Below are 16,660 nucleotides of genomic sequence, written 5' to 3'. Positions count from 1 at the left end.
GGCCACTAGAGGCGCATTGCCATCTGTCGGATAAATTGTGACTTGTTTTGACAATCCGGTCATGTTATCGGTTGTCGCAGGCGGAACTTGAGCGCCGTTGAGCGGCAGACACGCATAAAAAAACCGCCCCGGAAGGGCGGTTTTTTGTGCAGCAGCGGTGCGGGTTACAGGCCGTTCTTGGCCTTGAACTCGCGGCGACGACGGTGCAGGACCGGCTCGGTGTAGCCGTTGGGCTGCTTGGTGCCTTCGAGGACCAGCTCCAGGGCGGCCTGGAAAGCCACGCTGTTGTCGAACTCCGGCGCCATCGGGCGGTACAGCGGATCACCTTCGTTCTGACGGTCGACTACCGGCGCCATGCGCTTGAGGCTTTCGACAACCTGTTCCTGAGTGACTACGCCGTGACGCATCCAGTTGGCTACGTGCTGGCTGGAGATGCGCAGGGTGGCGCGGTCTTCCATCAGCGCGACGTCATTGATGTCCGGCACCTTGGAGCAGCCGACGCCCTGTTCGACCCAGCGCACCATATAGCCGAGGATGCCCTGCGAGTTGTTGTCCAGCTCGTTGCGCTTTTCCTCTTCGGTCCAGTTGGTGTCCTTGGCCAGCGGGATGGTCAGGATGTCATCCACCGAAGCCTTGGTGCGCTTGGCCAGCTCGGCCTGACGGGCGAACACGTCGACCTTGTGGTAGTGCATGGCGTGCAGGGTGGCGGCGGTCGGCGACGGAACCCAGGCGGTGTTGGCGCCGGCCATCGGGTGACCGATCTTCTGCTCCAGCATGCCGGCCATCAGATCGGGCATGGCCCACATGCCCTTGCCGATCTGCGCTTTGCCCTGCAGGCCGCAGGCCAGACCGACATCGACGTTGTTGTCCTCGTAGGAGCTGATCCACTTCTCGGCCTTCATCGCGGCCTTGCGCACCACGGGGCCGGCTTCCATGGAGGTGTGGATCTCGTCGCCGGTGCGGTCAAGGAAGCCGGTGTTGATGAACACCACACGCTCGCGCGCTTCCTTGATACAAGCCTTGAGGTTGATCGAGGTGCGGCGCTCTTCGTCCATGATGCCGACTTTCAGGGTGTTGCGCGGCAGCTTGAGCACGTCTTCGACGCGGCCGAACAGTTCGGTAGCGAACGCCACTTCTTCCGGGCCGTGCATCTTCGGCTTGACGATGTAGACCGAGCCGGTGCGAGTGTTCTTGCGGCTGGTGTTGCCGTTGAGGTTGTGCATGGCGGCGAGGCTGGTAAACAGGCCGTCCATGATGCCTTCCGGCACTTCGTTGCCTTCCTTGTCGAGGATGGCGTCGTTGGTCATCAGATGACCGACGTTACGAATGAACAGCAGCGAGCGGCCATGCAGGGTCAGCTCGCCGTTGCCGTCGGCCTGGGTGTAGACGCGGTCCGGGTTCATCGCGCGGGTGATGCGCTTGCCGCCCTTGTCCAGCTCCTCGACCAGATCGCCCTTCATCAGGCCGAGCCAGTTGCGGTAGACAATGGTCTTGTCGTCGGCGTCGACAGCGGCGATGGAGTCTTCGCAATCCATGATGGTGGTCAGGGCCGATTCCATCAGGATGTCCTTCACGCCGGCGGCATCGGTCTGGCCGATGGGGCTGGCCGGGTCGATCTGGATCTCGAAATGGATGCCGTTGTGCTTGAGCAGTACAGCGATCGGCGCGCCGGTGTCGCCCTGGAAGCCCAGGAACTGGTCGGGGTTCTGCAAGCCGCTGGTGCTGCCGTCTTTCAGTGAGACGACCAGCTTGCCCGCGTCGATGCGGTAGCCGGTGGCGTCGGCATGCGAGCCTGTCTGCAGCTGCGCGGCTTCGTCAAGGAAGGCGCGTGCATAGGCGATGACCTTGTTGCCGCGGACTTCGTTGTAGCCCGGGCCTTTGCTGGCGCCGTCTTCTTCGGAGATCGCGTCGGTGCCGTAGAGCGCGTCGTACAGCGAGCCCCAACGCGCATTGGCGGCGTTCAGGGCGAAGCGCGCGTTCATGATCGGCACCACGAGCTGCGGGCCGGCCATACGGGCGATTTCTTCGTCGACGTTCTGGGTGGTGGCCTGGAAGTCTTCGGCTTCCGGCAACAGGTAACCGATTTCCTGCAGGAAGCTTTTGTAGGCCGCTGCATCGTGTGCCTGACCGGCACGCGCCTGATGCCAGGCGTCGATCTGCGCCTGCAGGTCGTCCCGCTTGGCCAGCAGAGCGCGGTTCTTCGGCGCCAGGTCGTGGATGACGCTGGAAGCGCCGGCCCAGAAGGCATCGGCATCAACGCCGGTACCGGGAATCGCTTCGTTGTTCACGAAGTCGTACAGGACTTTGGCGACCTGCAGGCCACCGACTTGAACGCGCTCAGTCATTACTCGCCTCACTTGGTTCTTCTTCAAATCCGTCGGACTGTTCTTCTTGTAGTCCGGGTCGACGGATACTACATGAAGCCGTGCGGAAAATCAGTCCGCCGAATGGGCGCCTCCGGGAGGCCGGGGAGCAGAGGATGAACGCCGTATCGTCGATCTTTTCGGCGTGTTTTGGCCCGGCGCGCGCAGTGGTTTGTTCTATACCTATGGAGCCGGACGCCGTGAACATGGTCCATAGCGTTCATGGCCCGCACGGCCCATATCGGGCGCCGTCCACCCCACGTTAAGGAGTCACAGATGGATCATCTCGTCCTAACCGTCATTGCAGAGGATCAGCCGGGGCTGGTCGAGCGAGTGGCCAAATGTGTCGCCGAACACGGTGGCAACTGGCTGGAGAGTCGCATGTCACGTATGGCTGGACAGTTCGCCGGCATTCTCCGTGTCGCAGTGCCCGCCCAGGCGCATTCCGGCCTGATCGACGCGTTGCAGCAGCTGGAGCAACAGGGCATTCGTGTGCTGGTTGCGCACAGCGGCACCGAACCCGAGCGCCGTTGGCAGATGATTCAGCTGCAGCTGGTGGGCAACGATCGCGCCGGGATCGTCCGTGACATCACCCAGTTGCTAGCCCGCCACGGTGTGAACCTGGAAAGCCTGGATACCGATGTGATGCCCGCGCCGATGACCAACGAATTGCTGTTCCGGGCCGATGCACGGCTGGCGGTGCCCTCCGAGCTGTCGCTCGATCAGCTCCAGCAGCATCTGGAAACCCTGGCCGACGACCTGATGGTCGAGCTTGTGCTGCAACCGGTGGACTGAGTGTAGGCGGCAGGCACGGCAGACACCCCAGCCTGTGGGAGTGGTCTTGATCGCGAAGCTTCCAACCAGCCAGCGGAGACAGGGGGCCGCTGGCCAGCACCTAAAGCCAGACGAAACGCATCTCCGACCACGGCGCCGCCGCATCGCGGTCAAGACCGCTCCCACAAAGAGCGACTAGGCACTTACCGCTTGAGGTTGGTGCCCACTAAAGCCGGCGCAGTCCAAGCCTGAAGCGCGGCGCCCGCTGCCTCAACCCGCCTTACGCATCAGTCGCCAGGCGTCGAAGCTGTACACGGCGAGCCCGGCCCAGATACAGATGAATGCCAGTTGGCGGTCCGAGGGGAAGGGCTCGTTGAAGACCCACACCGCGAGGATCAGCACCAGCGTTGGCGTTATGTATTGCAGAAACCCCAGCGTCGAATACGGCAGATGCCGTGCTGCAGCGTTGAAGCACAGCAGTGGCAACAGGGTCACCGGTCCGGCGGCCACCAGCCATAGGGCCTGTGGTTCGGTCCAGAGCGACCACTCGGTGCTTGGGCCGGTGCCAAAGAAAAACAGCCAGCCCAGCGCAATGGGTAGCAGCAGCCAGGTTTCCACTACCAAGCCTGGCAAGGCGGCGACCGGTGCCTGCTTGCGCAACAGGCCATAGCTGCCAAAACTCAACGCCAGCGCGATCGACACCCAGGGAAAATCGCCGAGGGTGATCAACTGCAGCAGCACGCCGACCGCAGCCATCGCCACGGCAACCCATTGCAACGGCCGCAGCCGTTCACGCAATACGATCAGCCCCAGCAGCACGTTGACCAGTGGGTTGATGTAGTAGCCCAGGCTCGCTTCGACCATGTGACCGTTATTCACCGCCCAAACGTAGATCAGCCAGTTGCTGGCGATCAGCACGCTGGAAATCATCAGCACGCCGATTCGTCGCGGATGGGCCAGCAACTCCTGCCACCAGCCGGGGTGCCGCCAGAGGCTCAGCACCAGCGTGCCGAACAGGGCCGACCAGATGGCGCGCTGAGTGACGATTTCCAGCGCCGCATACTGCTCGATGGACTTGAAGTAGAGCGGGAACAGGCCCCAGATGGAAAAGGTCAACAGACCCAGAAGGTAACCCTTGCGCAAATCGACGGTGTCCATGGACGTCCTGAAAACGGGGGCGGTGGAGAGCCGGCCATTTTGCGCTCGGCGATCCGCTTTGTCTGCCGTTGAGCCTGTATTAGAACGATGCCCGAAGCATCCGCAAACAGCCTTCGTTGAACGCGTCCGGTCACTGCCCGTCTCACCTTGGGAGGACTCAGCGGTCGCCGCTGCGGCCCGACAGCCACACGAGGTGTTCGATGAAATTGCAGAACAAGGTCGCCCTGGTTACCGGCAGCTCCCAGGGCATCGGCCGCGGCATCGCCATACGCCTGGCCAAAGAAGGCGCCGATCTCGTGATCAACGGGCGGCACGATGACGAGCAGGCGCGTGAAACGCTCGAGCAGGTGCAAGCCTTGGGGCATAGGGTCTGTTTCATCGCTGCTGACGTTGCAGAGCCCGCCAACTGCTATCGACTGGTCGAGCAGGCTGTCGAGCAAATGGGTCGGCTGGACATTCTGGTCAATAACGCCGGGGTCCAGAGGCACGACGCCTTCCTCGATGTGAGCGAGGCGGATTACAACCAGGTGCTGAACGTCAATCTGCGCGGCCCGTTCTTCCTGTCTCAGGCCTTTGCCCGTCACCTGCGCGACACCGGGCGGGGCGGGCGGATCATCAACAACAGCTCGGTTCACGAAGAGCTGCCATTCCCCAACTTCAGTGCCTACTGCTCCAGCAAGGGCGGTCTGAAAATGCTGACGCGCAACCTGGCGATCGAGCTGGCGCCGCTGGGGATCACGGTCAACAACGTTGCCCCTGGTGCGATCGAGACGCCCATTAACCAGACCCTGATGAACGAGCCGGAGAAGCTTGCCGGGCTGCTCGAAAACATCCCGGCCAAGCGCCTGGGGCAGCCGCACGATGTTGCCGGTGCGGTGGCCTTTCTCGCCTCGGACGACGCCGACTACGTCACCGGCACTACACTGGTGATTGATGGTGGACTGCTATGGAATTACAGCGAGCAATGACCGATACCCCTTCGAGCGACTTCGATTACGACACTCGTGCGGTGTCAGCCGCCGATACCCTGACCCCCGCCGATCGTTACCAGGAACTCTTCGTGGCGGTGCAGATGCAGCGAGTGTTTGCCGACAGCAAGACCTTTGTCGACTGCGCCCCGCGGCAGCATCCGGAGCGCATCCTCGAAGCCTATCGGGCGCAGAACAGCGAGCCGGGTTTCGATCTGCGCGGCTTTGTGCTTAAGCATTTCGAGATCTACCAGCGACAGCCAACCGAGTTCGTCGCCAACCCCGACGATACCCTGGCTGAGCACATCGACCGGCTCTGGCCGGTGCTGACCCGCCACCCGCGCCAGCACCCGGAATTCTCCTCGCTGCTTCCGCTGCCCCACGATTACGTAGTGCCGGGCGGTCGTTTTACCGAGCTGTACTACTGGGATTCCTACTTCACCATGCTCGGCCTGGATGAGAGTGGGCATTGCGAGTTGCTGCGGGCCATGGCGGACAATTTCGCCTACCTGATCGACACCTACGGCCACGTGCCCAACGGCAACCGTTCCTACTACCTGAGCCGCTCGCAGCCGCCGGTGTTCGCGTTGATGGCCGACCTGTTCGAGGAGACTGGTGTGCACCCCGCCAGTGCTTACCTGCCGCAGCTGCGCAAGGAACATGCGTTCTGGACCGACGGCGATGATCAGCTGCGGCCCGGCGAAGTGCATCGACGCTGCGTCTGTCTGGCCGATGGCAGTGTGCTGAATCGCTATTGGGATGAGCGCGACACGCCGCGCGAGGAGTCTTATCTCGAAGACGTCGAAACGGCGCGCTCCTCCAGCCGGCCGGCGCATGAGGTCTATCGCGACCTGCGCGCCGGTGCCGAGTCCGGCTGGGATTTCAGTTCGCGCTGGCTGGCGGACCCTCAGCGCCTCTCGAGCATTCGCACCACGCAGATCATCCCAGTGGACCTGAACAGCTTTCTCTACAACCTCGAGCGGCAGATCGCCCGTCTCAGTCACGCCAAGGGCCAGCATGATTGCGCCGAGGCGTTCGATCGGCGTGCCAAAAAACGTCTGGCTGCGATCGATCATTACTTGTGGAGCGAGCAGCACGGTGCCTATTTCGACTACGACTGGTGCCTGGCGCAGCCGCGGGAAAACCTCACCGCCGCGACCCTGACGCCGCTGTTCGTCAGGCACGCCAGTGCCGAGCAGGCAGCACGGGTGGCTGGGGTTGTCCGTGAACGGTTGCTGGCCCCCGGCGGACTTTCCACCACGGAAGTCAGTGGCAGCGGTGAGCAGTGGGACCGCCCGAACGGCTGGGCGCCGCTGCAATGGATGGGCATCCGCGGGCTTCAGCACTACGGCCACGATGCGCTGGCGCTGCAGATCGAAGAGCGTTGGCTGAAGATTATTTCACTGCTGTTCGAAAGCGAGAGCAAGCTGGTCGAGAAGTATGTGCTGCGACCGTGCACCGAGCACGCCGGCGGTGGTGAATACCCGCTGCAGGATGGCTTCGGTTGGACCAATGGTGTGACCCGCAAACTGATGCAGGCAGACCCGACTCATGAAGCTCACCGTTGCCGCGCCGGCCGCTGCCGGGTGGAGTGAGCAGGGCGAACAGCTGCCGCAACTGTGGCGGGTCGGCAGCCCGTCGTTCGCAAGCAAGCGTTCCTGCTCAACGAGACAGCAAATACTGATTTGTAGGAGCGAGCTTGCTCGCGAAACGTTGGGAGATACCGGCGGCTAAATTACCCGCTGGCAAGGGCGCGTCTGCCGGCTGCGTACGCTAGCGATCTACCGCCGATACGGGCTCGGCAGTGCACCTTCCAGATCCAATGTGCCCTTCTCGACGAAACGCTGCGTGCCGATCAGCCCGCCTGCCAGTTTGCCGCGCAGCACATAAGGCACTTTGTCCATGCCAATGTGATCGGCCAGGCCCAGCGCCTGACGCGCGGCGGAAAAGGCCGAGATGGTGACCGGTACGCTCAGCACGGTTTCGCCAAAGCGCGGTACGCTGCCCTGCGCATCACTGACGCCGCTGGCCAGGCGCCGTCCATTGATCTCTAGGTCCAGTGCTACACCGTCGTAGTCCAACGCCCTGTCGTTAGGGTTCTGAATCCGTAACTTGACCGCCATGCGCAACTCCAGGCCCTCGCCGGGCAGCGGCTGGATGCCGGCGACCTGCACGTTGAGCGGGTCGCGCTGAGAAAAGGCCGCGCAGGCGCCAAGCGTGAGCGTCAGCATGAACAACGTGAGCAAGCGAACAACGGGTACGGCGGAGCGCAAGGGCATAGGAAGTCTCTACTCGGTTTTCTTAGTGAGGTTACCCATGCCCTGCAGCAGCTCCATGGGCAGCGGGAAGACGATGGTCGAGTTCTTGTCGCCCGCGATGTTGCTCAGCGTCTGCATGTAGCGCAGTTGCATGGCGCCGGGTTGGCGCCCGAGCATCTCGGCGGCCTGCATGAGTTTTTCCGAGGCCTGCAGTTCGCCCTCTGCATGAATGACCTTGGCGCGCCGCTCGCGTTCCGCCTCGGCCTGCCGGGCAATGGCGCGAATCATTGATTCGTCGAGGTCCACATGCTTGATTTCGACGTTGGCGACCTTGATTCCCCAGGCGTCGGTTTGCGCGTCGAGTACCTGCTGGATGTCGTTGTTGAGCTGCTCACGTTCGGCCAGCATGTCGTCCAGGTCATGCTTGCCGAGCACCGCACGCAGCGTCGTCTGCGCCAGCTGGCTGGTCGCCGAGTGGTAATCCTCGACCTGGATGATCGCCTTTTCTGCGTCCAGCACGCGGTAGTAGACGACCGCATTGACCTTCACCGAGACGTTGTCGCGGGAGATCACATCCTGAGTCGGTACATCGAGCACCAGGGTGCGCAGGTCGACCCGGACCATCTGCTGAATGCCGGGAATGATCAGGATCAGCCCCGGCCCCTTGACCTTCCAGAAGCGGCCCAGCTGGAACACCACGCCGCGCTCGTATTCGCGCAAGATGCGGAACGTTGACGCCAGCAGTGCAATTACCAGCACCGCGACGGCGACAAAACTCATTTCAAGCCCCATGCTTCACCTCTTCTCGGTTGACGGCCTGTCGGCCGCAGTCACATCCAGTCGCAAGCCATGCCGCGCCACCACGCGAACCTGCTGGCCCACCTGCAATGGCCCGGTTCCATGGACCTGCCAATGTTCACCGTGCAGCTGCACCCAACCGGTGTCCGGCTCATCCGCCTTGATGTCGGTAATCTGGATCAGTGTGCCGATCAGTTCGGCATCGCCGCTCACCACCGGTCGGCGTCGGGCTTTCAGCGCCATGCTGACGACGCCAAAGACCAGCAACGCGCTGATGACAGCAAGCGTGCCGATCAGCGCCAATGGAATGCCGAAGCCTGGCACCTCAGTGTCGATCAGGATCACTGAACCGGTGACAAAGGCGGCCACGCCGCCAAGGCCTAGCACACCGAAGCTGGGCACGAAGGCTTCGGCGACCATGAACGCAAGGCCCAAGAGAATCAGCGCAACCCCGGCATAGTTGATTGGCAGCAGTTGCAACGAAAACAGCGCCAGCAGCAGACAGATCCCGCCAATGACGCCGCCGGCGCCGGTGCCCGGGTTGGAAAATTCGAAGACCAACCCATAGATGCCGATCATCATCAGGATCAGCGCCACGCTGGGGTTGGTGATCACGGCAAGCAAGCGCACCCGCCAGTCCGGGTCATGGCGCTCAATGGCTGCGTCGGCAGTTTGCAACGTCCGCGTGCCAGCACGGGTCTCGACCGTTTTGCCGTCCAGCTGGGTCAGCAGGTCATCAAGGTCGCTGGCCAGGTAGTCGACCACGTTCTGCTCCAGCGCCTCGGTTGCCGAGAGGCTGACGGCCTCGCGCACCGCCCGCTCGGCCCATTCGGCATTGCGCCCGCGCAGTTGTGCCAGGCCGCGAATGTAGGCGGCTGCGTCGTTGACCTGTTTGCGGCTCATGGCGTCGCCGGTCTTTTCGTTTTCTTTCTCGGCCTCCGGTGAAGGCACCGGTGGGCCGCTGCCGCTGCCACCGATCTGTACCGGAGTCGCGGCGCCGAGGTTGGTGCCGGGGGCCATCGCGGCGACGTGGCTGGCATAGAGCAGGTAGGTGCCGGCACTGGCCGCCCGCGAACCGCTGGGGGTGACATAGGTGGCAATCGGCACCGGGCTGGCGAGGATTTCCTTGATCATGGCGCGCATCGAAATGTCCAGTCCGCCGGGTGTGTCCAGCTCCAGCACCAACAGCTGCGCATCAGCCTCCTGCGCCCTCTCGATGCCCCGGATGACGTAGTCGGCGCTGGCTGGGCCGATAACCCCGTCTACACGCAGCACCATGACCGAATCGGCCGCGTGCGCAGTACTGATGAAGGCCAGCAGCAGAGTCATCAGCCAGGCGAATCGGTGAGTGGAGCGACGACGCATCAGCGGTGACCTCCCCGGTGGATGCCAGGTGATTGATCGAGGCAGTCCTCAGAGGATAGTCCAGCCGGCCACAGGTTCACCGCGACCGTGCGGGACCGTGACACAGATCATCGGTCAAGGTCGCTGGCGCCTGAACTCTGCGCGGCTCGCAAGCCTCACAGCTGATAGAAGCTGAACATCGGCGCCTGCCACGGAGCGTGCCGATGTATGGCGTTCCGGGCCTGAGGAGACTTCCATGCGCGTTCATCATCTCAATTGCGGTTGCATGTGCCCGGTCGGCGGCAAGCTGTTCGACGGCTTCAGCAGTGGCTTGACCGCTAGCCTGGTGTGCCACCGTCTGTTGATCGAGACCGACGGGCATGGGTTGGTGCTGGTCGATACCGGCTTTGGCAACTGCGATGTGCTGGAGCCACGCAAGCGACTCAGTGCGTTCTTCATTGCGGTCAACAACATCAAGTTCGAGCGTCGCTTCACGGCGCTGGAGCAGCTTCGGCAGTTGGGTTTCAACGCGGATGACGTGCAGCACATCGTGCTCACGCATCTGGATTTTGACCACGCCGGTGGGCTCGCGGACTTTCCCAATGCCCAGGTGCACGTGCTGCAGCGCGAGATGGACGCCGCGCGCTCGACTCACAGCTTCCTCGGCCACCGCCGCTATCGCCACCAGCAATGGGATGAAGTGCGCCACTGGCAGTTCTACGAACCGGGCGGGGATACCTGGTTCGGTTTTCAGGCGGTACGCGAGCTGCGTGGCCTTCCGCCGGAGATCCTGCTGGTCCCGCTCACCGGGCACACCCATGGCCACGCCGGTGTCGCGCTGGATACTGGCCACGGTTGGCTGCTGCACGCCGGTGACGCCTATTTCTACCGCGATGAAGTCGGCCAGACCGAGCGTCATTGCACACCGGGGCTGCGCTTCTATCAGCGCATGATGGAGACAGATCGCACGGCGCGCCTGGCAAACCAGCATCGGCTCTGGACCCTGTCGCTGGAGCACAAGGACGAGGTGACGCTGTTCTGCAGCCATGATGCCAAGGAGCTTGAACGCATGCGGGCGAGGTCGGTTTGATGGGGCGGCCAGAGGATGATCGCGTCGGCGGCGCGGTGCGCACCATGATGGGCTATGTGCGCTTGATCGGCTTTGTAGCCTGCTCGCTGGCGGCCTTGGGCTACGCGGCGATCGGTAACTACAACATGACCGGGCTGATGCTGGCGTTGGCCGTGCTGTCTTGGCTCAACATTCGACGCAAGCGCAACAAATCCGAACCGCCTGCCGATCACTAGCGGCGCAGAACCCTAAGGCTGACTGTCATGTTCGACCATCCGCTTATGGCGGCGGGCTGGACGTATCTGCGATAGTCGACTGGCTGAAGCGATACTGCTTGGCGTTGCACGCGGCTCACAAGGCCGGCGGCATCAACGCATTCAGCTGACCGCATTCCAAGGCCAGCCGCGTTCTCTCCCTCTTGCGCCCATCGGGTGCCCCAGGCGACTCAAACGGTCGCTACCGGATGCTGGAAATCGCTGCCTTTCCCGGTTGCGGTTGCTCCATCGAAACGCCCCGGCGCGCTATCTGCAGGCGCGCGCCGATTGCCGCAGGAAAAGGAACCCCTTTGCGCCTATCCGGTCGATTCACAGTAGACCGATTGGCTAAACCAGACCTAAGGGGAACCACAATGGACCTGATCCGCATCATCGTCGCGATATTGCTGCCGCCGCTGGGGGTGTTCCTGCAAGTTGGCCTGGGGGGCGCCTTCTGGTTGAATATCCTGCTGACCCTGCTGGGCTATATTCCGGGGATCATCCATGCGGTCTGGATCATCGCCCGTCGCTGACCCACGGCTGTAGCGACTGAAGCCTGGCCATTCGGCCGGGCTTTTTTGTGCTTGCAAGCGAGGCGGTGTAAAGTCCTCGGTCGACTTGCAATGCGTGACGCCTCCATTTCACGCGAAAGACCTTGAACGTGCTGGGATCGACGCATTGCTCAACGCCATACGTCGCTTTTCGCGCTGCTGTGGGTGGCTGCCACGTGCTCCCCGTAAAGGAACCCAAATGGGCGACTCATACATCGATCAGAATCATTTCAAGCGCATCCTCAACCGCAACGTGGCAGTACCGCTCGGTTTTGGCTTTTTAAGCGCATTCTTCTTCAGCGCCATCGTCTATTTTCTGCTCAATGTCAGCCACTGGGTCGAGCGCTCCGTCGAGGGTGTTGCGTACGCTCACGACATGCTGAAAGTGATGGGTGAGCTGGAAGCCTCGATGCGTGGCTACCTGATCGCAGGAGAAGAGATTTTTCTCGAGCCCTATCGCAGCGCATTACCGGTTTATGACCGCCAGCTGGAGCAGATCACGCAGTATGCAAGCGACGACCCGGTACAGCTGAATCGAGTCGAGCGCGTGGCTCAGTTACACGATCTGTGGGTGACCTTTACCGAGGAGGCAATCGCGCGCCGGGCCCGCAACGAGCCGATCGCGGAATACGTGCGCAGCAAAGAAGGGCTGGAACTCAAGGAGGAGCAGCGCCGGCTGCTCAACGACTTCATCGCCGGCGAAAGGCAAATCCGCGCCGAACGTGCCGACACGACTGAAACGATCACCACCGCCCTAATCGGCGGCTTTTTGCTGTTCAGCCTGATCTTCAGCGGTCTGTTGGTCTATTTCGGGCGGCGCGACCTGATCAGCTTGTCGGACAGTTACTCGGAATCGCTTGAACGGCAACAGGCGCATGCTGCCGCACTGGAAAAGCAGGCCTGGTATCGAACTGGCCAGACCCAGCTCAGCGAATCGATGATCGGCGAGCAGGCGCTGCCGACCCTGGGCCAGAACGTGCTTGGCTTCCTCGGGCGCTACCTCGGCATGAGTGTTGGCGCGCTCTATGTTACCCAGGAGGGCAAACTGCAGCGTGTCGCAGAGTTCGGCTGGGACCGGGAGCGCCTGCAATCCGGTCGTGCGTTGGAGCTTGGCGAGGGGCTGGTGGGCCAGGTGGCTCTGGAGCGCCGCCCGATGTCGCTCGACAATGTGCCGCAGGGTTATCTGAACGTCAGTTCGGCGCTGGGTAGCGCTGACGCTGCGTCGGTACTGATCTTCCCGGTGGAAGACAGTGGCCTGGTCAACGCCGTGCTTGAAATCGGCTTCCTGCGGCCCTTGCTTGATGAAGATCGCGAGTTGCTGCGGCGAGTCAGCGAGAACATCGGCTCGGCGATTGAAGCCGCGCGCTACCGCCAGCGTCTGCAGCGCATGCTGGCCGAAACCCAGCAGCTCAACGAGGAGTTGCAGGTGCAGCAGGAAGAGCTGCGCGCGGCCAACGAGGAGCTCGAAGAGCAGTCCAACGCCCTGCGTGAGTCGCAGGCACACATGGAAGAGCAGCAGGCCGAGCTGGAACAGACCAACGAGCAGCTCGCCGAACAGGCCCAGGCGCTGGCGCATCAGCGCGACGAAATGGACCTGAAGAACCATCGCCTGCATGAGGTGCAGCTGATGCTCGAAGAGCGCGCCGATGAATTGCAACGCGCCAGTCGCTATAAATCGGAATTCCTCGCCAACATGTCCCACGAGCTGCGCACGCCGCTGAACAGCTCGCTGATTCTGTCTAAATTGCTGGCCGACAATCCGCACGGCAATCTGCAGGAAGACCAGGTCCAGTTTGCACGCTCGATCTACTCGGCGGGCAACGATCTGCTCAGTCTGATCAATGACATTTTGGATATTTCCAAGGTCGAAGCCGGCAAGCTGGATGTACACCCAGAGCTGTTGATCCTCACGCGATTGGTCGATGGATTGAAGAGCCTGTTTCTCGCCCAGGCGCTGGAAAAGTCGCTGCAATTCAATATCGAGCTGGCTGAGGACTTGCCGCCGAGCCTCTATACCGACCGCCAGCGGCTGGAGCAGATTCTCAAGAACCTTTTGTCCAATGCCTTCAAGTTCACCGAAAAGGGCTCGGTAGAACTTCGGGTGACGCGCCGTGACGACCAGCAGATAGCCTTTGCCGTGCGTGATTCGGGAATCGGTATTCCCGCCGACCAGCAGGAAGTCATCTTCGAAGCCTTCCGTCAGGCCGATGGCACCACCAACCGGCGTTATGGCGGCACCGGGCTGGGTCTGTCCATCTCCCGCGAGCTGGCCCAGTTGCTCGGTGGCACCATCGAGGTCAGTAGCGAGCCGGGGGCCGGCAGTGTGTTTACCTTGATCGTTCCGGAGAACTACAGTGCCCCGGTGGCCGAGCAGGAGCCCGAGCCTTTACCTGCGCCGATCAATATCCAGGCAGCGCCAGCACCCGTGGCGACGCCCATTGCTGCAGCGCCGCGACCGGTGCTGGAGCAAAAAAACCAAGACGTGGCGGCCCTGGCGGACGACCGCGAGCGCTTCCCGTTCGAGCGTTCGGTACTGGTGATCGAGGACGAGCCGCAGTTCGCCGGCATTCTTCGCGACCTGGCCCACGAACTGAAATACAGCTGCCTGATCGCGCAGAACGCCGATCACGGCTTCGACACCGCGGTGCAGTACCGACCCGATGCGATCCTGCTGGACATGCGCTTGCCGGATCATTCCGGGCTCACCGTGCTTGAACGGCTCAAGGAAAACCCCATCACCCGGCACATCCCGGTGCACATCGTCTCGGTGGAGGACCGTAAGGAAGCCGCAATGCAAATGGGCGCCATCGGCTACGCGACCAAGCCGACGACCCGCGAAGACCTCAAGGCCGTATTCGGCCGCTTCGAGGAGAAGTTGGCGCAGAAGGTCAAACGTATCCTGCTAGTCGAGGACGATGCCCGTCAGCGCGAAAGCGTCTCGCGGTTGATCGAGGACACCGATATCGAAATCACCGCGGTGGAGTTTGGTGAACAAGCCCTCGAGCTGCTCCGTACCACGGTTTTCGACTGTATGATCATCGACCTCAAGCTGCCCGACATGGACGGCCATGAATTGCTTGAACGCATGGCGCGTGAAGATATCTGCTCGTTCCCGCCGGTCATCGTCTATACCGGACGCAACCTGACCCGCGAAGAAGAAGCTGCACTGATGAAATATTCGCGTTCGATCATCATCAAAGGCGCCCGCTCGCCGGAGCGGTTGCTTGATGAGGTCACGCTGTTCCTGCACAAGGTGGAGTCTGACATGCCGCCGGAGCGGCAGAAGATGCTGAAAAGTGTGCGCAGTCGGGAAAAAGCCTTCGAAGGCCGCAAGATCCTGGTGGTCGACGACGACGTGCGCAACGTTTTCGCGCTGACCAGTGCATTGGAGCAGAAGGGCGCGCTGATCGAGATCGCCCGCAATGGTCACGAGGCAATCGCCCAGCTGCAAAGCGCCAACGATATCGACCTGGTGCTGATGGATATCATGATGCCGGAGATGGATGGCTTCACCGCCATGCAGGAGATCCGTAAGGACCCGCGCTTCGCCAAGCTGCCCATCATCGCCGTGACCGCCAAGGCGATGAAGGACGACCAGGATCGCTGCCTGCGGTCCGGTGCCAACGATTACCTGGCCAAACCCATCGACCTGGACCGTCTGTTCTCGCTGATCCGTGTTTGGTTGCCGAAGGTGGAGCTGCTCTGACATGCCGGACCGCAACCAGGCCATCGAACTGAAGCTGCTGATCGAAGCGATCTACCTGCGCTACAGTTACGATTTCCGCGACTATTCCGGTGCTTCGCTCAAGCGTCGGGTGCTGCTGGCGCTAAAGCAGATGGGCTGCGAGAGCATTTCGGAGTTGCAGCGCCGGATTCTCTACGACGCCCAGGCGTTCATGGAGCTGCTGCAGTTCCTAACCATCCCCGTGAGCGAAATGTTCCGTGACCCCAGCTATTACCTGGCCTTGCGTGAGCAGGTGATCCCGGTACTGCGCACTTACCCGTCACTGAAAATCTGGATTGCCGGTTGCAGTACGGGCGAAGAAGTTTACTCGATGGCGATCCTGCTCAAGGAAGAAGGGTTGCTCGATCGCACAATTTTGTACGCGACCGACATCAACCCAAGGTCGCTCGAACGTGCGCGTCAGGGCATCTTCAACATCGATAACATGCGCCAGTACACCGATAACTACCAATCTGCCGGTGGTAAGCACAGCTTGAGTGATTACTATACGGCCGCCTACGACTCGGCAATCATGGATAAGTCGTTGAAAGAGAACGTAACGTTCGCCGATCACAGCTTGGCGACCGACAGCGTATTCGCCGAAACGCAGTTGATTTCCTGCCGCAACGTGCTGATCTATTTCAACAAGCCGCTGCAAGACCGGGCCTTTGGTCTGTTTCTCGATTCGCTCTGTCATCGCGGCTTTCTCGGCCTCGGCAGCAAGGAAACCCTCGAGTTTTCCGGCTATGCCGAGCGGTTCGAAGCCTTCAACAAGCAGGAAAGGATTTTCCGCAAGCTATGAAAGCGCCTGCCGAAGCCTCAACCAAGCTACCCGCCCGGCCTGTGGATGCCGTGGTGATCGGCGCGTCGGCTGGCGGGTTGGCCGCGCTCAGTGCGCTGGTGTCGGGGTTGCCACGCACGTTTCGCTTGCCGCTGCTGATGGTTCAGCATGTGCCCCCGAAAGGGCCGACCCAACTGGTGGAGATCTTCCAGCGCAAGACCGATCTGGCTGTGAAGGAAGCGCGCGACAAAGAGCCGGTGCACGGCGGCACGCTCTACTTCGCAGCGCCGGGCTATCACCTGCTGGTCGAGACGGACATGACCCTGTCGCTCAGCCAGGATGAGGCGATGCATTTTTCGAGACCTTCGATCGATGTGCTCTTCGAGTCAGCGGCAGATGTCTGGGGCGACCGCGTCGCCGGCATTCTCCTGACCGGGGCTAACGAGGACGGCGCCGCCGGCCTCGAGTCAATCAAGCAGGCCGGTGGCCTCACCATCGTTCAGGAGCCCGGCGAAGCCGAGGTGCCGACGATGCCACGTGCTGCACTCCAGCGCTTCGCGCCGGATTACATTTTGCCCTTACGCGATATTCATCGATTGTTGCGTGATCTGGAGTAAC

Annotated in this window: 14 protein-coding genes; 9 read left to right on the top strand and 5 right to left on the bottom strand. The window is 61.8% G+C overall.

Annotated features, from left to right (window positions below):
- Positions 1-164: 164 nt before the first annotated feature.
- Positions 165-2,345 (bottom strand): malate synthase G, encoded by a 2,181-nt coding sequence (locus BUE09_RS02365; RefSeq protein ID WP_073299105.1) that lies wholly within the window; start codon positions 2,343-2,345, stop codon positions 165-167.
- A gap of 294 nt (positions 2,346-2,639) precedes the next feature.
- Here BUE09_RS02365 and BUE09_RS02360 point away from each other — a divergent pair, with 294 nt between their 5' ends.
- On the top strand, positions 2,640-3,158 hold the full coding sequence (locus BUE09_RS02360) for a glycine cleavage system transcriptional repressor (protein ID WP_073299104.1): 519 nt from the start codon (positions 2,640-2,642) through the stop codon (positions 3,156-3,158).
- A gap of 249 nt (positions 3,159-3,407) precedes the next feature.
- Here the strand turns inward: BUE09_RS02360 and rarD are convergent, their stop codons facing one another.
- Positions 3,408-4,295 (bottom strand): EamA family transporter RarD, encoded by an 888-nt coding sequence (gene rarD, locus BUE09_RS02355; protein WP_073299103.1) that lies wholly within the window; start codon positions 4,293-4,295, stop codon positions 3,408-3,410.
- Positions 4,296-4,495: 200 nt separating this feature from the next.
- Between rarD and BUE09_RS02350 the strand changes: the two genes are divergently transcribed.
- Both BUE09_RS02350 and treF read left to right on the top strand, forming a co-directional pair.
- Positions 4,496-5,263: an SDR family oxidoreductase gene (locus BUE09_RS02350; protein ID WP_073299102.1), complete on the top strand. Its 768-nt coding sequence runs from the start codon at positions 4,496-4,498 to the stop codon at positions 5,261-5,263.
- Positions 5,260-6,858 carry an alpha,alpha-trehalase TreF gene (treF, locus tag BUE09_RS02345; RefSeq protein ID WP_073299101.1) on the top strand — a complete coding sequence of 533 codons (1,599 nt, stop codon included), beginning with the start codon at positions 5,260-5,262 and terminating at the stop codon, positions 6,856-6,858. The genes BUE09_RS02350 and treF overlap by 4 nt, the downstream gene beginning before the upstream one ends.
- 186 nt (positions 6,859-7,044) lie before the next feature.
- Here the strand turns inward: treF and BUE09_RS02340 are convergent, their stop codons facing one another.
- From BUE09_RS02340 to BUE09_RS02330, 3 genes are read right to left on the bottom strand one after another with little or no spacing between them, the layout of a single operon-like run.
- Positions 7,045-7,542 carry an LEA/WHy family protein gene (locus BUE09_RS02340; protein WP_073299100.1) on the bottom strand — a complete coding sequence of 166 codons (498 nt, stop codon included), beginning with the start codon at positions 7,540-7,542 and terminating at the stop codon, positions 7,045-7,047.
- Between the two features lie 9 nt (positions 7,543-7,551).
- Positions 7,552-8,313, bottom strand: coding sequence for a slipin family protein (locus BUE09_RS02335; RefSeq protein WP_073299099.1), 762 nt, complete (start codon positions 8,311-8,313; stop codon positions 7,552-7,554).
- A gap of 3 nt (positions 8,314-8,316) precedes the next feature.
- Positions 8,317-9,684: an NfeD family protein gene (locus BUE09_RS02330; RefSeq protein WP_073299098.1), complete on the bottom strand. Its 1,368-nt coding sequence runs from the start codon at positions 9,682-9,684 to the stop codon at positions 8,317-8,319.
- Between the two features lie 235 nt (positions 9,685-9,919).
- Between BUE09_RS02330 and BUE09_RS02325 the strand changes: the two genes are divergently transcribed.
- The 6 genes from BUE09_RS02325 (at position 9,920) to BUE09_RS02300 (ending at position 16,659) form a co-directional block, all read left to right on the top strand.
- Positions 9,920-10,753 (top strand): MBL fold metallo-hydrolase, encoded by an 834-nt coding sequence (locus BUE09_RS02325; protein WP_073299097.1) that lies wholly within the window; start codon positions 9,920-9,922, stop codon positions 10,751-10,753.
- Positions 10,753-10,968: a hypothetical protein gene (locus BUE09_RS02320; RefSeq protein WP_073299096.1), complete on the top strand. Its 216-nt coding sequence runs from the start codon at positions 10,753-10,755 to the stop codon at positions 10,966-10,968. Before BUE09_RS02325 ends, BUE09_RS02320 begins: the two co-directional genes overlap by 1 nt.
- A gap of 392 nt (positions 10,969-11,360) precedes the next feature.
- Complete coding sequence (locus BUE09_RS02315; protein WP_019339861.1) at positions 11,361-11,519, top strand: YqaE/Pmp3 family membrane protein; 159 nt, start codon at positions 11,361-11,363, stop codon at positions 11,517-11,519.
- Between the two features lie 217 nt (positions 11,520-11,736).
- Positions 11,737-15,243 carry a response regulator gene (locus BUE09_RS02310; protein WP_073299095.1) on the top strand — a complete coding sequence of 1,169 codons (3,507 nt, stop codon included), beginning with the start codon at positions 11,737-11,739 and terminating at the stop codon, positions 15,241-15,243.
- Between the two features lies 1 nt (position 15,244).
- Positions 15,245-16,063, top strand: a complete 819-nt coding sequence (locus BUE09_RS02305) for a CheR family methyltransferase (RefSeq protein ID WP_073299094.1) — start codon at positions 15,245-15,247, stop codon at positions 16,061-16,063.
- A complete protein-coding gene (locus BUE09_RS02300; protein ID WP_073299093.1) occupies positions 16,060-16,659 on the top strand; it encodes a chemotaxis protein CheB in 600 nt (199 codons plus the stop codon). The genes BUE09_RS02305 and BUE09_RS02300 overlap by 4 nt, the downstream gene beginning before the upstream one ends.
- The last annotated feature ends 1 nt before the right edge of the window (position 16,660 follow it).

Origin of the sequence: Stutzerimonas xanthomarina DSM 18231, from assembly GCF_900129835.1 — a bacterium.
GTDB lineage: Bacteria > Pseudomonadota > Gammaproteobacteria > Pseudomonadales > Pseudomonadaceae > Stutzerimonas > Stutzerimonas xanthomarina.
This window is presented reverse-complemented; position numbering and strand designations above follow the sequence as displayed.